This window comes from Streptomyces sp. JL2001 (genome assembly GCF_050917515.1).
Classification (GTDB): Bacteria; Actinomycetota; Actinomycetes; order Streptomycetales; family Streptomycetaceae; genus Streptomyces.
Map to the genome: position 1 here is coordinate 4,057,056 of NZ_CP169421.1, position 14,040 is coordinate 4,071,095.

A 14,040-nucleotide genomic window follows, 5' to 3' on the forward strand; every position below is an offset into this window, starting at 1 on the left:
CGCGGTCTCCCGCCCGCTCGCTGGGCGCGCCCAGCGGGGTGACCATGGGTTACGGGACCGGCCCGGGGCCGGCCACCGCCAGGGGGAGAGCACTGGGAGGCACCCGTGGCGCACACCCGAGGAACGGACATACTCGACGTGCTGGTCGTGGGCGCCGGCCCCGTCGGACTGAGCGCGGCCGCCGAGCTCCGCCGCCGCGGGGTGGGCTGCCGGCTCGTCGACCGGCTGCCGGCCCGCCTCCCGTACGCCAAGGCCGTCGGCATCCAGCCGCGCACCCTGGAGATCTGGGACCGGATGGGACTGGTCCGGGCGGTGCTGGAGGCCGCCGTGCCGATGCGCGGCCAGCTGATGTACCTCAACGGGCAGGAGGCGGGCCGGATCGACCTCGTGCTGCCGCCCGAGGTGCCCTACACCTTCGCCGCGCTGCCGCAGTACGAGACCGAACGCCTCCTGGAGGAGTACGTCGCGGGCCTGGGGACGGTCATCGAGCGCGGCACCGAGCTGCTCTCGTTCGCCCAGGACGAGGACGGCGTGACGGCGCGGCTGCGCACCGCGGCGGGTGTCGAGGAGGAGGTCCGGGCCCGCTACCTGGTGGGCTGCGACGGCGCCCACAGCAGCGTCCGGAAGGGGCTGGGGCTGTCCTTCGAGGGCGGGGCGTTCCCGGAGGAGTACATGCTCGCCGACGTCGAGACGGACTGGGACCTGCCGGCCGGATACGGCGTGCGCTCGCTGCACCGGAGCGACGACGGCGCCACGGACGACCTGCTGGTCTGCATCCCGCTGCCGGGCGTCCGCCGCTACCGCATGTCGATGCTGGTCCCGCCCGAGCTCGCCGCCGGAGCCGCGGACGGGGCGCCCGCCCGGGGCGACGGCGTGGCCCACGGCCTGGAGGGCGCCCGGCGCCCGGAACTGGGCCACATCCAGGCCGTCGTCGACCGGCTGGCCCCCCGCCCCGCCGTCGTGTCCCGCATGCGGTGGTCGTCCGTCTTCCGCATCAGCCACCGGATCGTCGACCGCTACGGGGACGGCCGGGTCTTCGTCGCGGGCGACGCCGCGCACATCCATCCGCCCACCGGCGCCCAGGGCATGAACACCGGCATCCAGGACGCCTGCAACCTGGCGTGGAAGCTCGCCCTCGTCCTGCGCGGGGAGGCCGGGCCCGCCCTGCTCGCCGGCTACGACGCCGAACGCCGCCCGATCGGCGAGGAGGTCGTCGGCCGGACCGTCCGGCACGCCCACCAGGGCGTCCAGGCCGACCCCGACGACCCGCGGACGGTGATGCTGCGCGAGGCCCAGCTGCTCGTGAACTATCGAGGCGGGCCGCTCGCCGGACCGCCGTACGGACCGCCCGACGCCCCCCAGCCCGGCGACCGGGCCCCCGACTGCGGCGGTCTGACCACGGCTCTCGCCACCTTTCCGCTGCGCCTGCTGGACGTCCTGCGCGGCCGCACGGGCCACGTGCTGATCCTGTACGGACCCGACACGACCGGACCGGCCGAGGCATCGGCCGCCGCGGCGGGCGGGGCCGCCGGAACGGCCCCGGTGACCGTCACGCTCCTCCCCCGCGAGGCCCCGCGGTCCGACGCCGACGCGGCACCGGCCACCGCACCGCCGGTCACCGCCCCGGCCGCCTCGTCCGTCGCCGCGTACCGCGACGCCGCGGGGGAGTTCGCCCGCCTCTACCGCCCCGACGGGCCGACCGGGTTCCTCGTCCGCCCGGACGGTCATCTCGCCGCCCGCTTCCCCCTCGGCGACACCGCCCAGGCCGTCGCCGCCTACCACGCGGCCCTGTGGGGCGTCGCCGTGGCGCGTCCGTGAGCGCGGGGGGTGACGGCCCGCGCGCCGCCGGGTGCGCCCCGGTGACCCGGCCCCGTCCGCCGTCTGGCGCCGGACGCGAGGGCGGCGGAGACTGGTCGGAGCGGCCCCGCCCCCCTCCGGAGGAGACGCATGACCGACCTCGCCATCGAGACCGAGGGCCTGGTCAAGGTCTTCGGTACGAACCGTGCCGTCGACGGCATCGATCTGCGCGTCCCGGCCGGCACCGTCTACGGCGTACTCGGCCCCAACGGCGCGGGCAAGACGACCACCGTGCGGATGCTCGCCACCCTCCTGCGCCCGGACGGCGGCCGCGCCCGGGTCTTCGGCAAGGACGTGGTGCGCGACGCCGACACCGTACGGAGCCGGGTGAGCCTCACCGGCCAGTACGCCTCCGTCGACGAGGACCTGACCGGCACCGAGAACCTGGTGCTGCTCGGCCGGCTCCTCGGCCGTTCCCGCGCCGCCGCCCGGGAGTCCTCGGAGCGGCTGCTCGCCGCGTTCGGGCTCGCCGAGGCCGCCGGCCGGCAGGTCAAGAACTACTCGGGCGGCATGCGCCGGCGCATCGACATCGCCGCGTCCCTCCTCAACATCCCCGACCTGCTCTTCCTCGACGAGCCGACCACCGGCCTCGACCCGCGCAGCCGCAACCAGGTGTGGGACATCGTCCGCACGGTCGTCGCGCAGGGCACCACCGTGCTGCTCACCACGCAGTACCTCGACGAGGCGGACCAGCTGGCCTCCCGCATCGCCGTGATCGACCACGGGAAGGTGATCGCGGAGGGTACGAAGGGGGAGCTGAAGGCATCGGTGGGCTCCGGATCGGTGCACGTGCGGCTGCGGGACCCCGAGCAGCGCCCGGCCGCCGAGCGGATCCTCGCGAGCGCCCTGCGGGCCTCGGTCCAGCTCGACCCGGACCCGGTCGCCCTCACCGCCACCGTCGACGGCCACGGCACGGACCTGGGTGCCGCGGAACAGGCCGCCCGTGCCCTGTCCGAGCTGGCGAGGGCCGGGATCACGGTCGACAACTTCGGCCTCGGCCAGCCCAGCCTGGACGAGGTGTTCCTCGCGCTCACCGAGTCCGGCCCGACGGGTACGGCGCCCGCCGGCGCCGCTGCCGACACCACCACCACCGACGACACGGATCCCGCCGACCCGACCGGCACGAAGGGAACGCCGGCATGAGCACCGTCACCACCGCCAAGGACACCCGGCAGACCGACGCCCTCGCCTTCGAGGCCCCGCGCGCCGACGAACTCGCCGCGCTCCTCGTCGGCCACGAGCGCCCGCCACGGCCCGGGGCGCTGTCCGCGTCCCTGACCTTCGGCTGGCGCGCCCTGCTGAAGATCAAGCACGTGCCGGAGCAGCTCTTCGACGTGACGGCGTTCCCGATCATGCTGGTGCTGATGTACGCGTACCTCTTCGGGGGCGCGCTGGCCGGGTCGGTTTCGGAGTACGTCCAGTTCCTGCTGCCCGGCATCCTGGTGATGAGCGTCGTGATGATCACGATGTACACCGGGGTCTCCGTCAACACCGACATCCAGAAGGGCGTCTTCGACCGTTTCCGGTCGCTGCCGATCTGGCGGCCGGCGCCGATGGTCGGCTATCTCCTGGGTGACGTGGTCCGGTATCTGATCGCCTCGGTCGTGATGCTCACGGTCGGCGTGATCATCGGCTACCGGCCGGACGGCGGGGTGCTCGGCGTCCTGCTGGGAGTGGCCCTGCTGCTGGTGTTCGCCTTCGCGTTCTCGTGGATCTGGACCATGTGCGGACTGCTGCTGCGCAGCGAGAAGTCGGTCATGGGCGTCTCGATGATGGTGATCTTCCCCGTGACGTTCCTGTCCAACGTCTTCGTGGACCCGGCGACCATGCCCGGCTGGCTCCAGGCCTTCGTGAACAACAACCCGGTGACGCATCTGGCGACGGCGGTGCGGGAGTTGATGGCGGGCGAGTGGCCGGCGTCGGCGATCGCCTGGTCGCTGGGCTGGTCGGCCCTGCTCGTGCTGGTTTTCGGACCGCTGACGATGCGGCTCTACAACCGCAGGTGACACCCGTCGGTGACACCCGTCCGGGGTCCGGTCCGGTCCACCGGCAGCCGGGTGGACCGGTCGTCCCGACGGCCGGTCAGGTCTGGCGGGGCGTGGTCTGCTGGACCGACCAGCGGTTGCCGTCGGGGTCGGCGAAGTAGACGAAGGAGCCCCAGGGCTGGTCGTCGATGTCGCTGACCTCGATGCCCCGGGCGCTGAGGTCGCGATGGGCCTCCTCGATGTCGGCGACGACGACCTGCATGTTGTCGAGCGAGCCCGGCGCCATGTCGGTGATGCCCTTGCCGAGGGCGATCGAGCAGGCCGATCCGGGCGGGGTGAGCTGGACGAAGCGGATCTCGTCGCTCACCGGGATGTCGTGGTCGGCGTGGAAACCGACCTTCTCGTAGAAGGCCTTGGCCCGGTCGATGTCGGTGACCGGGACGCCGATCAGTTCCAGCTTGATGTCCATGGGGGCTCCTGGGTGCGCGCGGACTCCCCGCCATCATGCGCCCGAGGGGCGCCCCGCGTCCCACGGACGCGCGGCGCCCCTCGGGCGTGTCCTGCGATCCCGCCGGATCACCCGCCCCGGACGACCACCACGGGGCAGGGCGCGTGCTGGGCGACGTTCGTGGAGACCGAGCCGAGCACCGCGGCCTTGAAGCCGCTGTGTCCCCGGTCGCCGACGACCAGCAGCGAGGCGCCCGCGGCCTGGTCGACGAGGGCCTGGGCCGCGTTGCCGCCCACGACCGTCCGGGTGACCGTGGCGGCGACCTCCGGAGCGAGGGCCTGCTCCAGGGACTCGTCCAGGATCTGCTTCGCGAGCTGCTCGGGGTCGAACTCCGGTGGCACCCCCGGCATCAGCGTGGCCCAGGACGCCGGGTACTCCCAGCCGATGACCGCCTGCAGCGAGTCACCGGTGAGGGCCGCCTGCGCGGCCGCCCATGCGAGTGCCTTCAGGGACTGCTCCGAGCCGTCCACGCCCACCACGATCCTGCCGGCCATCGTCGGCCTCCGTTCCGTTCGTCGTCCGGTACGCCTGCCCCCGATGTCCCCAACGTAACAAAGGGCGCTAATCCAGGCGCAGGTCGGCGAGCTGCCGCTCGAAGGGGACGACCTCGTCGTCCTCCGCCGCGGCGGCAGGGCGGGCCGCCACGGCGTCCGCCAGTTCCTGGCCCGCCCGGAGGATGCGGGACGGCAGGCCGTCCGTGTACTCGTCGCCGCCCGCGCCCCAGTCCTCCGAGGCCGCGTAGACCGCGGTCGGCAGGACGAGGGCCCGCAGGTAGGCGAAGAGCGGCCGCAGGGCGTGGTCGAGCACCAGCGAGTGGCGGGCGGTGCCGCCGGTGGCCCCGATCAGGACCGGCTTCCCGGTGAGCGCAGCCGGGTCGATCAGGTCGAAGAAGGACTTGAAGAGCCCGCTGTAGGAGGCGGTGAAGACCGGGGTCACCGCGATGACCCCGTCCGCGCCGGTCACCGCGTCGATCGCCGCCTGGAGCCCGCCCGAGGGGAAGCCGCTGACGAAGTTCTTCGCGATGTCCAGGGCGAGGTCGCGCAGTTCGACCACCTGGACCTCGACGATGTACTCCTGCTCGGTGAGGCGCCGTTCGGCGGCGGTGGCGAGCCGGTCGGCGAGCAGGCGGGTGGACGACGGGCTGCTGAGCCCGGCGGACACGGCGACCAGCTTCAGGGTCTGCATGGTTCACGCCTCCCGGGCGTCGGTGCGGGTGCGGGTGACCGCGGGGTGGAGCGGGGCGGTCTCCGGGACGCCGGCCGGCCGCAGGTTCGCGAACTCCTTGCGCAGCACCGGGACGACCTCCTCGCCGAGCAGGTCGAGCTGCTCCAGGACGGTCTTCAACGGCAGACCGGCGTGGTCGACCAGGAAGAGCTGGCGCTGGTAGTCGCCCACGTACTCACGGAAGGACAGCGTCCGTTCGATGACCTCCTGGGGGGACCCGACGGTCAGCGGGGTCTCGCGGGTGAACTCCTCCAGCGACGGGCCGTGGCCGTAGACGGGCGCGTTGTCGAAGTACGGGCGGAACTCCCGTACCGCGTCCTGGGAGTTCTTCCGCAGGAACACCTGGCCGCCGAGGCCGACGATCGCCTGCTCGGCGGTGCCGTGGCCGTAGTGCGCGTACCGCTGGCGGTAGAGGCGGACCATCTTCTCGGTGTGCTGCTTGGGCCAGAAGATGTGGTTGGCGAAGAAGCCGTCACCGTAGTACGCGGCCTGCTCGGCGATCTCGGGGGAGCGGATCGAGCCGTGCCAGACGAACGGCGGGACGTCCTCCAGCGGGCGCGGGGTCGAGGTGAAGCCCTGGAGGGCGCTGCGGAACTTGCCCTCCCAGTCGACCACGTCCTCCCTCCACAGCCTGTGGAGGAGCGCGTAGTTCTCGATGGCGAGCGGGATGCCCTGGCGGATGTCCTGGCCGAACCACGGGTAGACCGGGCCGGTGTTGCCGCGGCCCATCATCAGGTCCACGCGGCCGTCCGCGAGGTGCTGGAGGGTGGCGTAGTCCTCGGCGATCTTCACCGGGTCGTTGGTGGTGATCAGCGTCGTGGAGGTGGACAGGATCAGGTTCTCGGTCCGCGCCGCGATGTGCCCGAGGAGGGTGGTGGGCGACGAGGGGACGAACGGCGGGTTGTGGTGCTCGCCCGTGGCGAAGACGTCGAGCCCGACCTCCTCCGCCTTGAGCGCGATGGCGACGGTGTTCTTGATCCGCTCGTGCTCGGTCTGGGTGCGGCCGGTGGTGGGGTCGGTGGTGACGTCCCCGACGGTGAAGATCCCGAACTGCATCGTGCTCACCTCTCGCGTTCCTGCTTCTGCGTTGTGGTTGAATCTTAAACCATCCGGTCCAACCGCGCACCCCCACGTCGTATTCCGGGGACCGCCGGACCGCTTCCGGACCTGGTGCCGGACCCCATGCCGCCTCCGGACCCGGTGCCGCTCCCGGACCCGGGCGGGAACGGGCGGGCCACGCCCAGCAGGGGGTGCCCGGAAGGGCTCCCGTAGAGTTCGGCGACGTGAGCACCGTTCCCCCACCTGCGATATCGGTCGTCGGAATCGGCGCGGACGGCTGGGACGGACTCCCCGAGAACTCCCGCCGCACCCTGCGCACCGCCGAGGTCCTGATCGGCGGCCCCCGCCAGCTCGACCTGCTGCCCAGGGCCGAGTGCCCCGGCGAGCGCGTCGCCTGGCCCTCCCCGCTGCGGCCCGCCGTGCCCGGGCTGCTCGCGGCCCACGAAGGGCGGCGGGTGGCGGTCCTCGCCAGCGGTGACCCGATGTTCCACGGGATCGGCCGCACCCTCACCGAGACCGTGGGCGCCGACCGGCTGCACGTCCTGCCCCACCCGTCCTCGGTCTCCCACGCCTGCGCCCGCCTCGGCTGGCCCCTGGAGGCCGTGGAGACGGTCTCCCTGGTGACCGGGCCGCTCGACACCCTGTCCGCCGCGCTGCACGACGGCCGCAGGCTGCTCGTCCTCAGCGCCGGCGCCCGGACCCCGGCACAGGTCGCGGACCTCCTGCGGCGCAAGGGCTACGGCGCCAGCCGGCTGCGGGTCCTGGAACGGCTCGGCTCCCCGCACGAACGGATCGTGGAGACCACCGCGGACGGCTGGTCCCCGGACGAGGCCGCCGACCCGCTCAACATCGTCGCGCTCGACTGCGTCCGGTCCGCCGACGCGCCGCGGCTCGGGCTGACGCCCGGCCTCCCCGACGAGGTCTTCGAGCACGACGGCCAGCTCACCAAGCGGCACGTCCGGGCGGCGACGCTGGCCGCGCTGGCCCCCGCACCCGGCGAGCTGCTCTGGGACGTCGGCGGCGGCTCCGGCTCGATCGGCATCGAATGGCTGCGGGCACACCGCTCGTGCCGGGCGGTCGCGGTGGAGAGGTCCGCCGAGCGGGCCGCCCGCATCACCCGCAACGCGGCGTCCCTCGGCGTACCGGCCCTGCGCGTGGTCACCGGCCCGGCGCCCGCCGCGCTGGCCGGGCTGCCCACCCCCGACGCGGTGTTCATCGGCGGCGGTCTGACCGCGCCCGGCCTGCTCGAAGCCTGCTGGGAGGCATTGCCGCCCGGCGGCCGGCTCGTCGCCAACACGGTGACGCTGGAGTCCGAGGCGCTGCTGGCGGACCACTACCGCCGGCACGGCGGCGAGCTGGTCCGGCTCGCGGTCGCCCAGGCCGTGCCGGTGGGCGGCTTCACGGGCTGGCGCCAGGCCATGCCGGTCACGCAGTGGTCCGTCACCAAGGGTCCGTAACCAAGGGAGAAGCAGCACCATGACCGTCTACTTCATCGGCGCCGGACCCGGGGCCGCCGACCTGATCACCGTGCGCGGTGCGCGGACGCTCGCGTCCTGCGGGGTCTGCCTCTACGCCGGGTCCCTGGTCCCCCGCGAGCTGCTCGCCGAGTGCCCGCCGGACGCGCGTCTCGTCGACACCGCCGACCTGGACCTGGACCGGATCATCGCCGAGATCGTCGCCGCCCACGAGGCCGGCCAGGACGTGGCCCGGCTGCACTCGGGCGACCCGTCCGTCTTCTCCGCGGTCGCCGAGCAGATGCGCCGGCTCGACGCGGTCGGCATCCCCTACGAGGTCGTCCCCGGCGTCCCGGCCTTCGCCGCCGCGGCGGCCGCGCTCAAGCGGGAGCTCACGGTCCCGACCGTCGGCCAGACCGTCGTCCTCACCCGCATCGCCCAGCAGGCCACCCCCATGCCGGAGGGCGAGGACCTGGCGACGCTGGGCCGCAGCGGAGCCCTCCTCGTGCTGCACCTGGCCGCGCGCTACGTCGACCGCGTGGTCGACGAGCTGCTGCCGCACTACGGCGCGGACTGCCCGGCGGCGGTCGTGGCCATGGCCAGCCGCCCGGACGAGATCGTGCTGCGCGGCACCCTGGAGGACATCGCCGCCCAGACGAAGGAGGCCGGCATCACGAAGACGGCGGTCATCCTGGTCGGGCGCACGCTCGCGGCCTCCCAGTTCCGCGACAGCCACCTCTACGACCCGGCGCGGGAGCGGCACGTCTGCTGAGCCGGCCGTCCCGGGAGCCCGGACGTCCGGGGCTCCCGTGCCGTCCCCGGTGGTGCCGGCGGCCCGTGACGGCGCTCCGGCACGCGCCGGGGCCGGCACGTCGGCGTACGACGTGCCGGCCCCGTGCGGACACCGGCTCGGGCCTCTCAGGTGTTGGGCCGCTTGCCGTGGTTCGCGCTCTTCTTCTTGCGGGCCCGGCGCTTGTTGCCTCGCTTCGACATGGGAGTACCTCTCCGTCGGGGGCATTGCCCTGGCAAGCCTAGGTTCGACGGGTGCGGGCCGCATCCGGTGCCCGCGTCCGCACCGGCGGCCCGGTGACTGTCAGTGCCGTGGGCTTGAATCGGCGCGTGACCGTACACGACGTGGCCCGGCGGCTTCCGGGCATCGGGGTCCTGCGCGACCACTGCCGGGGGTTGGCCATGCTGGAGGCCGTCCTGAGCCCCGAGTGGGCCGACCGGTACTACTCCTTCGACTGCGGCTGGTCGGACGACGGGGAGATGGCGTCGATGCGGGACGGGCAGGGGGACGACTGGTTCCTCGTCTTCTCCGCCGACGGCGCCTACCTGCGCGGCTTCGCCCACGAGTCCCCGATGAGCCCCTACGCCCGGCACACCGAGCCGCGGCCCTGGCCGGGTGTGCTCGACGAGGTGCCCGAGGTCTTCCGGCGGCACCTGGAGGAGCCGGCGTTCGCAGACGAGGACGGGCTGCCGCTCGCCACCGCCTGCCTGTGGCGGGAGACCGGTGACACGGCCTGGCGGGCGGGCGAGGTCGACTTCCCCACCGAGGCGGACGACCCGGCCGACGGCGCGGACGATCTGTTCGAGCTGCTGGTGGACCGGTCGGCGGAGGCGTACCGCGACTGGGCGGAGGAGTACTACGAGGTCCGGGTCGACCTGGAGGCGGTCCGCCACGTCCTGGCCCTGCGCCCGCTGACGGACGAGGTGGTCGCGGCGCTCAACGCGGACGTGACGCTGCCCGGCCTGGCCGGTGAGATCGCGGAGATCGGCTACCCGGTCGGCTGAGCGCCCCGCCCGGGCACGCCTCCCCTGGGCCGGTCCCGCCCGTGCGCCGGTCGTCCGTGCGCCGGTCCGCCGGTGGGTCAGTCCCGGCCGGGCCCTCTGGTGCCGGACCGGCCCACCACCGTGCCCGCGCGGTCGATGCAGACGACGTCCACCGCGACCGGGGCGCCGCGCAGCACCGCGAGGGCCTCGTCGCGGGCCGTCGTGGCCACCAGGTCGCCGAGCGGGACCCCGGCCGCCTCGCACAGGCGCAGCGCCGCGAGGCCCGTGTTCGCCGTGGAGATCTCCGCGGCCAGGGCTTCGGACGCGCCGCCCGAACGGGCCAGCTCCGCGAGGAACGGCTTGTCGACCTGCGAGCGGGCCGAGTGCAGGTCCAGATGGCCCGCCGCCAGCTTGGAGAGCTTGGCGAAGCCGCCGCAGATCGTGAGGCGGTCGACCGGGTGGCGGCGGATGTACTTGAGCACGGCGCCCGCGAAGTCGCCCATGTCGAGCAGGGCGATCTCCGGCAGTTCGTGGAGCGTGGCGACGGTCTTCTCCGAGGTGGAGCCGGTGCAGCCGGCCACGTGGCGCAGCCCGGCCGCGCGGGCCACGTCCACACCGCGGCGGATGGAGTCGATCCACGCCGAGCAGGAGTACGGGACGACGATGCCGGTCGTGCCGAGGATGGACAGGCCGCCGAGGATGCCGATCCGCGGGTTCCAGGTCGAGCGGGCGATCTCCTCGCCGTGGTCGACGGAGACCGTGATCTCGACGTCGCCCGGGGCGCCGTGCAGGGCGGCGACCTCGGCGACATGCTCGGTCATCATGCGGCGCGGCACGGGGTTGATCGCCGGCTCGCCGACCTCCAGGGGCAGGCCGGGCAGGGTCACCGTCCCGACGCCCGGGCCGGCCCGGAAGACGACGCCGGAGCCGGGCGGCAGGAGCCGTACCGTCGAGCGGACCAGCGCGCCGTGCGTCACGTCCGGGTCGTCGCCCGCGTCCTTGACGACCGCCGCCATGGCCCGTCCCGCCGTGCGCTCCTCCGCCGCCAGGGCGAAGGCCGGGCGCCCGCCGCGCGGCAGCGTGATGGTGACCGGGTCCGGGAATTCGCCGGTCAGCAGCGCCGTGTACGCGGCCGTGGTCGCCGCCGTCGCGCAGGCGCCGGTCGTCCAGCCCGGGCGCAGACCCGTGTGCTTGAGTTGGGCGTCGCGCCCGCCGCCTGAGCTCATGGATGGACTCCCATGCACATACTGATACTCGGAGGGACCACCGAGGGGCGGGTCCTGGCCGAGGCGCTCCACCCGGGCGTCCGCGTCACCAGCTCCCTGGCCGGCCGGGTCGCCCGTCCCCGGATGCCGGTGGGCGAGGTTCGGGTCGGCGGGTTCGGCGGCACGGAGGGGCTGGCGACGTGGCTGGCCGAGCACCGTGTGGACGCGGTCATCGACGCCACCCATCCCTTCGCGGAGCACATCAGCTTCAACGCGGCCGGTGCGGCCGCCTCCGCCCATGTTCCCCTGCTGGCGCTCCGCCGGCCCGGCTGGGTCCCGGTGGCGGGCGACGACTGGTACGAGGCCGCGTCGCTCGACGACGCGGCCTCCCGGCTGGCCGGTCTCGGCGAGCGGGTGTTCCTGACGACGGGACGCCTGGGCCTGGCGGCCTTCGCCGCCTGCCCCCAGTGGTTCCTGGTCCGCTCGGTGGACGCCCCCGACGCCCCGATGCCGGCCCGCGCGGAGCTGCTGCTGGACCGGGGCCCGTTCACCCTCGACGGGGAACGGGAGCTGCTGCGCCGCCACCACGTCGACGTCCTGGTGACGAAGGACAGCGGCGGCGCCGCGACGGCGCCGAAGCTGACCGCGGCCCGCGAGGCGGGGATCCCCGTCGTGATCGTCCGCCGCCCCCCGGTCCCGCACGGCGTCCCGACGGCGGCGACCCCCGAGGAGGCCGCCGCCTGGGTGCTCGGCCGGACCGGGCCGGCGTAGGCCCGGGAGCCCCGGGAGGCGGGCCGGCCGCCGCGCCTCGGCCGTCCGGCGCGCGGGCGCCTCAGCCCTGCGCCGGCTCCGGGTAGCGGCGCGGGGTCCAGGCGATCGTCCGGCCGTCACCGCGGTCCACCGCGCGCGTCTGCGACGAGCCGATCAGCAGCAGCGTGCGCATGTCGACCTCCGACGGCTCCAGCGTCTTCAGCGTGACCACCCGGACCGACTGCTCCGGGCCGCCCACGTCACGCGCCACGACCACCGGCGTCTCGGGGGAGCGCAGGTCGAGCAGCAGCTCGCGGGCCGCCGCCACCTGGTGCGTGCGGGAACGGGAGCCCGGGTTGTACAGCGCCAGCACCAGGTCGGCGGAGGCCGCCGCGCGCAGCCGCTCCGCGATCACGTCCCAGGGCTTGAGGCGGTCGGAGAGCGAGATCGTCGCGTAGTCGTGGCCGAGCGGGGCGCCCGCCGCCGCTGCCGCCGCGTTCGCCGCGGTCACCCCGGGCAGGACCCGCACGGGCACGTCCGCGTACCGGGGCTCCGAGGCGACCTCCAGGACGGCTGTCGCCATGGCGAAGACACCCGGGTCGCCGCCCGAGACGACCGCGACGCGCCGGCCGCGCCGGGCCAGGTCGAGGGCGAACTCGGCGCGCTCGGACTCGACCTTGTTGTCGGAGCCGTGGCGCCGCTGGTCGGCCCGCAGGACCGGGACCCGGTCCAGGTAGGTCGTGTAGCCGACGAGGTCGTCGGCGTTGACCAGCGCGCCGCGCGACTCCGGCGTCAGCCACGGCGCGCCCGCCGGGCCGGTGCCGACCACGACGACCTCGCCCCGCTCCCGGGACTCGGGTGCCACCGCGTCGATCCGCGAGGGCAGCACGGCCACCGAGAAGTACGGGACGGAGTCCGGGTCGATGTCCGCCAGGGCGCCCGTCCGCTCGCCCGCCATCGTCGCGCGCTCCACGTACCGCGCGTCGTCGATGCGGCCGGCCCGCTCCAGGGCCCGGCGTACGGTCGGGAAGGTCCGGCCCAGCTTCATCACGACCGCCGAGTCCGTGGCCGCGAGGCGGGCCGTCAGCTCGTCCTCCGGCAGCGTGCCGGGGATGATCGTCAGGACCTCCTCGGCCTCGCACAGCGGCTCGCCGAGCCGCGCCGCCGCCGCGCTGACCGAGGTCACGCCGGGGATCACCTCGGTCTCGTAGCGGTGCGCGAGGCGCTTGTGCATGTGCTGGTACGAGCCGTAGAAGAGGGGGTCGCCCTCGGCGAGGACGGCGACCGTGCGGCCCGCGTCGAGGTGCGCGGCGAGCAGCGCCGACGCCTCCTCGTAGAAGTCGTCCAGCGCGCCCCGGTAGCCGCCGGGATGGTCCGTGGTCTCCACCGTGAGCGGGTACATCAGCCGCTCCTCGATGTGGTCCTCGCGGATGTGCTCCGCCGCGATCGACCGGGCGATGGAGCGGCCGTGGCGGGCCGAGTGGTACGCGACCACGTCCGCCTCGGCGATGGCCTGCGCGGCGCGCAGCGTCATCAGGTTCGGGTCGCCGGGGCCGAGGCCCACGCCGTACAGCTTGCCGCTCATGCCTGGATCTCCTCCTCGGTCGCGATCGCGTTGACGGCGGCCGCGGTCATCGCGCTGCCGCCGCGCCGGCCCCGTACGACGAGGTAGTCGAGGCCGAGGTCCTGGGCGGCCAGCGCGTCCTTCGACTCGGCGGCGCCGATGAAGCCGACGGGTATGCCGAGCACCGCCGCGGGCCGGCCCGCGCCCTTCTCCACCATCTCCAGGAGCCGGAAGAGGGCGGTGGGCGCGTTGCCGATGGCGACGACCGAGCCTTCGAGGCGGTCGCGCCACAGCTCCATGGCCGCCGCGCTGCGGGTCGTGCCCAGTTCGGCCGCGAGTGCGGGCACCGAGGGGTCGGAGAGGGTGCAGACCACGTCGTTGCCGGCGGGCAGGCGCTTGCGGGTGACCCCGCTCGCGACCATCTGCGCGTCGCAGAGGATCGGCGCGCCGGCGCGCAGGGCGGCGCGGGCACGCGAGACGACCTGCGGCGAGTACGCGAGGTCCCGGACGAGGTCGACCATGCCGCAGGCGTGGATCATCCGCACCGCGACCTGGCTGACGTCGGCGGGCAGACCCGCGAGATCCGCCTCGGCACGGATCGTGGCAAAGGACTGGCGGTAGATCTCCGCCCCGTCCTTCTCGTAGTCGAACATCCTGTTGC

Annotated in this window: 15 protein-coding genes; 7 read left to right on the forward strand and 8 right to left on the reverse strand. The window is 74.3% G+C overall.

Going from position 1 to position 14,040, the window contains the following annotated elements; genetic code table 11:
- Nucleotides 1-105 precede the first annotated feature (105 nt).
- The 3 genes from ACE1OA_RS18045 (at nt 106) to ACE1OA_RS18055 (ending at nt 3,863) form a co-directional block, all read left to right on the forward strand.
- Nucleotides 106-1,818 carry an FAD-dependent monooxygenase gene (locus ACE1OA_RS18045; protein ID WP_432753061.1) on the forward strand — a complete coding sequence of 571 codons (1,713 nt, stop codon included), beginning with the start codon at nt 106-108 and terminating at the stop codon, nt 1,816-1,818.
- A 129-nt stretch (nt 1,819-1,947) separates the two neighbouring features.
- Nucleotides 1,948-3,000, forward strand: a complete 1,053-nt coding sequence (locus ACE1OA_RS18050; protein WP_432753062.1) for an ATP-binding cassette domain-containing protein — start codon at nt 1,948-1,950, stop codon at nt 2,998-3,000.
- Nucleotides 2,997-3,863: an ABC transporter permease gene (locus ACE1OA_RS18055; protein WP_356608983.1), complete on the forward strand. Its 867-nt coding sequence runs from the start codon at nt 2,997-2,999 to the stop codon at nt 3,861-3,863. Before ACE1OA_RS18050 ends, ACE1OA_RS18055 begins: the two co-directional genes overlap by 4 nt.
- A gap of 76 nt (nt 3,864-3,939) precedes the next feature.
- Here the strand turns inward: ACE1OA_RS18055 and ACE1OA_RS18060 are convergent, their stop codons facing one another.
- From ACE1OA_RS18060 to ACE1OA_RS18075, 4 genes are all read right to left on the reverse strand, one after another.
- Complete coding sequence (locus tag ACE1OA_RS18060; RefSeq protein WP_356608981.1) at nt 3,940-4,311, reverse strand: VOC family protein; 372 nt, start codon at nt 4,309-4,311, stop codon at nt 3,940-3,942.
- A 107-nt stretch (nt 4,312-4,418) separates the two neighbouring features.
- On the reverse strand, nt 4,419-4,844 hold the full coding sequence (locus ACE1OA_RS18065) for a universal stress protein (protein ID WP_356608979.1): 426 nt from the start codon (nt 4,842-4,844) through the stop codon (nt 4,419-4,421).
- 67 nt (nt 4,845-4,911) lie between these two features.
- A complete protein-coding gene (locus ACE1OA_RS18070) occupies nt 4,912-5,535 on the reverse strand; it encodes an FMN reductase (protein WP_386543859.1) in 624 nt (207 codons plus the stop codon).
- Nucleotides 5,536-5,538: 3 nt separating this feature from the next.
- The gene (locus ACE1OA_RS18075; RefSeq protein ID WP_356609025.1) at nt 5,539-6,630 is read right to left on the reverse strand and encodes an LLM class flavin-dependent oxidoreductase; all 1,092 of its coding nucleotides are present in this window, start codon (nt 6,628-6,630) and stop codon (nt 5,539-5,541) included.
- Nucleotides 6,631-6,857: 227 nt separating this feature from the next.
- Between ACE1OA_RS18075 and cbiE the strand changes: the two genes are divergently transcribed.
- Nucleotides 6,858-8,090: a precorrin-6y C5,15-methyltransferase (decarboxylating) subunit CbiE gene (cbiE, locus tag ACE1OA_RS18080; protein WP_432753063.1), complete on the forward strand. Its 1,233-nt coding sequence runs from the start codon at nt 6,858-6,860 to the stop codon at nt 8,088-8,090.
- A gap of 19 nt (nt 8,091-8,109) precedes the next feature.
- The gene (gene cobM, locus ACE1OA_RS18085; RefSeq protein ID WP_356774998.1) at nt 8,110-8,859 is read left to right on the forward strand and encodes a precorrin-4 C(11)-methyltransferase; all 750 of its coding nucleotides are present in this window, start codon (nt 8,110-8,112) and stop codon (nt 8,857-8,859) included.
- 146 nt (nt 8,860-9,005) lie between these two features.
- Here the strand turns inward: cobM and ACE1OA_RS18090 are convergent, their stop codons facing one another.
- Nucleotides 9,006-9,080: a 50S ribosomal protein bL37 gene (locus tag ACE1OA_RS18090; RefSeq protein ID WP_371657075.1), complete on the reverse strand. Its 75-nt coding sequence runs from the start codon at nt 9,078-9,080 to the stop codon at nt 9,006-9,008.
- A 126-nt stretch (nt 9,081-9,206) separates the two neighbouring features.
- On the opposite strand from ACE1OA_RS18090, the gene ACE1OA_RS18095 reads away from it, so the two are divergent.
- A complete protein-coding gene (locus ACE1OA_RS18095; RefSeq protein WP_432753064.1) occupies nt 9,207-9,881 on the forward strand; it encodes a hypothetical protein in 675 nt (224 codons plus the stop codon).
- Nucleotides 9,882-9,958: 77 nt separating this feature from the next.
- On the opposite strand, the gene ACE1OA_RS18100 is transcribed toward ACE1OA_RS18095, so the two are convergent.
- Nucleotides 9,959-11,086: a cobalt-precorrin-5B (C(1))-methyltransferase gene (locus ACE1OA_RS18100; protein ID WP_432753065.1), complete on the reverse strand. Its 1,128-nt coding sequence runs from the start codon at nt 11,084-11,086 to the stop codon at nt 9,959-9,961.
- Nucleotides 11,087-11,098: 12 nt separating this feature from the next.
- Between ACE1OA_RS18100 and ACE1OA_RS18105 the strand changes: the two genes are divergently transcribed.
- The gene (locus ACE1OA_RS18105) at nt 11,099-11,836 is read left to right on the forward strand and encodes a cobalt-precorrin-6A reductase (RefSeq protein WP_432753066.1); all 738 of its coding nucleotides are present in this window, start codon (nt 11,099-11,101) and stop codon (nt 11,834-11,836) included.
- Nucleotides 11,837-11,897: 61 nt separating this feature from the next.
- On the opposite strand, the gene ACE1OA_RS18110 is transcribed toward ACE1OA_RS18105, so the two are convergent.
- Entirely contained in the window at nt 11,898-13,400 is a 1,503-nt protein-coding gene (locus tag ACE1OA_RS18110) for a precorrin-2 C(20)-methyltransferase (protein ID WP_384874238.1), read from the reverse strand.
- Nucleotides 13,397-14,032 (reverse strand): precorrin-8X methylmutase, encoded by a 636-nt coding sequence (locus ACE1OA_RS18115; protein ID WP_356609023.1) that lies wholly within the window; start codon nt 14,030-14,032, stop codon nt 13,397-13,399. The genes ACE1OA_RS18110 and ACE1OA_RS18115 overlap by 4 nt, the downstream gene beginning before the upstream one ends.
- Between the last annotated feature and the right edge of the window lie 8 nt (nt 14,033-14,040).

Excerpts from the sequence above, each read along its gene's own strand:
- ACE1OA_RS18050 (WP_432753062.1), top strand. The coding sequence starts at position 1,948 with ATGACCGACCTCGCCATCGAGACCGAGGGCCTGGTCAAGGTCTTCGGT.
- ACE1OA_RS18055 (WP_356608983.1), top strand. The coding sequence starts at position 2,997 with ATGAGCACCGTCACCACCGCCAAGGACACCCGGCAGACCGACGCCCTC.
- ACE1OA_RS18060 (WP_356608981.1), bottom strand. The coding sequence starts at position 4,311 with ATGGACATCAAGCTGGAACTGATCGGCGTCCCGGTCACCGACATCGAC.
- ACE1OA_RS18065 (WP_356608979.1), bottom strand. The coding sequence starts at position 4,844 with ATGGCCGGCAGGATCGTGGTGGGCGTGGACGGCTCGGAGCAGTCCCTG.
- ACE1OA_RS18070 (WP_386543859.1), bottom strand. The coding sequence starts at position 5,535 with ATGCAGACCCTGAAGCTGGTCGCCGTGTCCGCCGGGCTCAGCAGCCCG.
- ACE1OA_RS18075 (WP_356609025.1), bottom strand. The coding sequence starts at position 6,630 with ATGCAGTTCGGGATCTTCACCGTCGGGGACGTCACCACCGACCCCACC.
- cobM (WP_356774998.1), top strand. The coding sequence starts at position 8,110 with ATGACCGTCTACTTCATCGGCGCCGGACCCGGGGCCGCCGACCTGATC.
- ACE1OA_RS18100 (WP_432753065.1), bottom strand. The coding sequence starts at position 11,086 with ATGAGCTCAGGCGGCGGGCGCGACGCCCAACTCAAGCACACGGGTCTG.
- ACE1OA_RS18105 (WP_432753066.1), top strand. The coding sequence starts at position 11,099 with ATGCACATACTGATACTCGGAGGGACCACCGAGGGGCGGGTCCTGGCC.
- ACE1OA_RS18110 (WP_384874238.1), bottom strand. The coding sequence starts at position 13,400 with ATGAGCGGCAAGCTGTACGGCGTGGGCCTCGGCCCCGGCGACCCGAAC.
- ACE1OA_RS18115 (WP_356609023.1), bottom strand. The coding sequence starts at position 14,032 with ATGTTCGACTACGAGAAGGACGGGGCGGAGATCTACCGCCAGTCCTTT.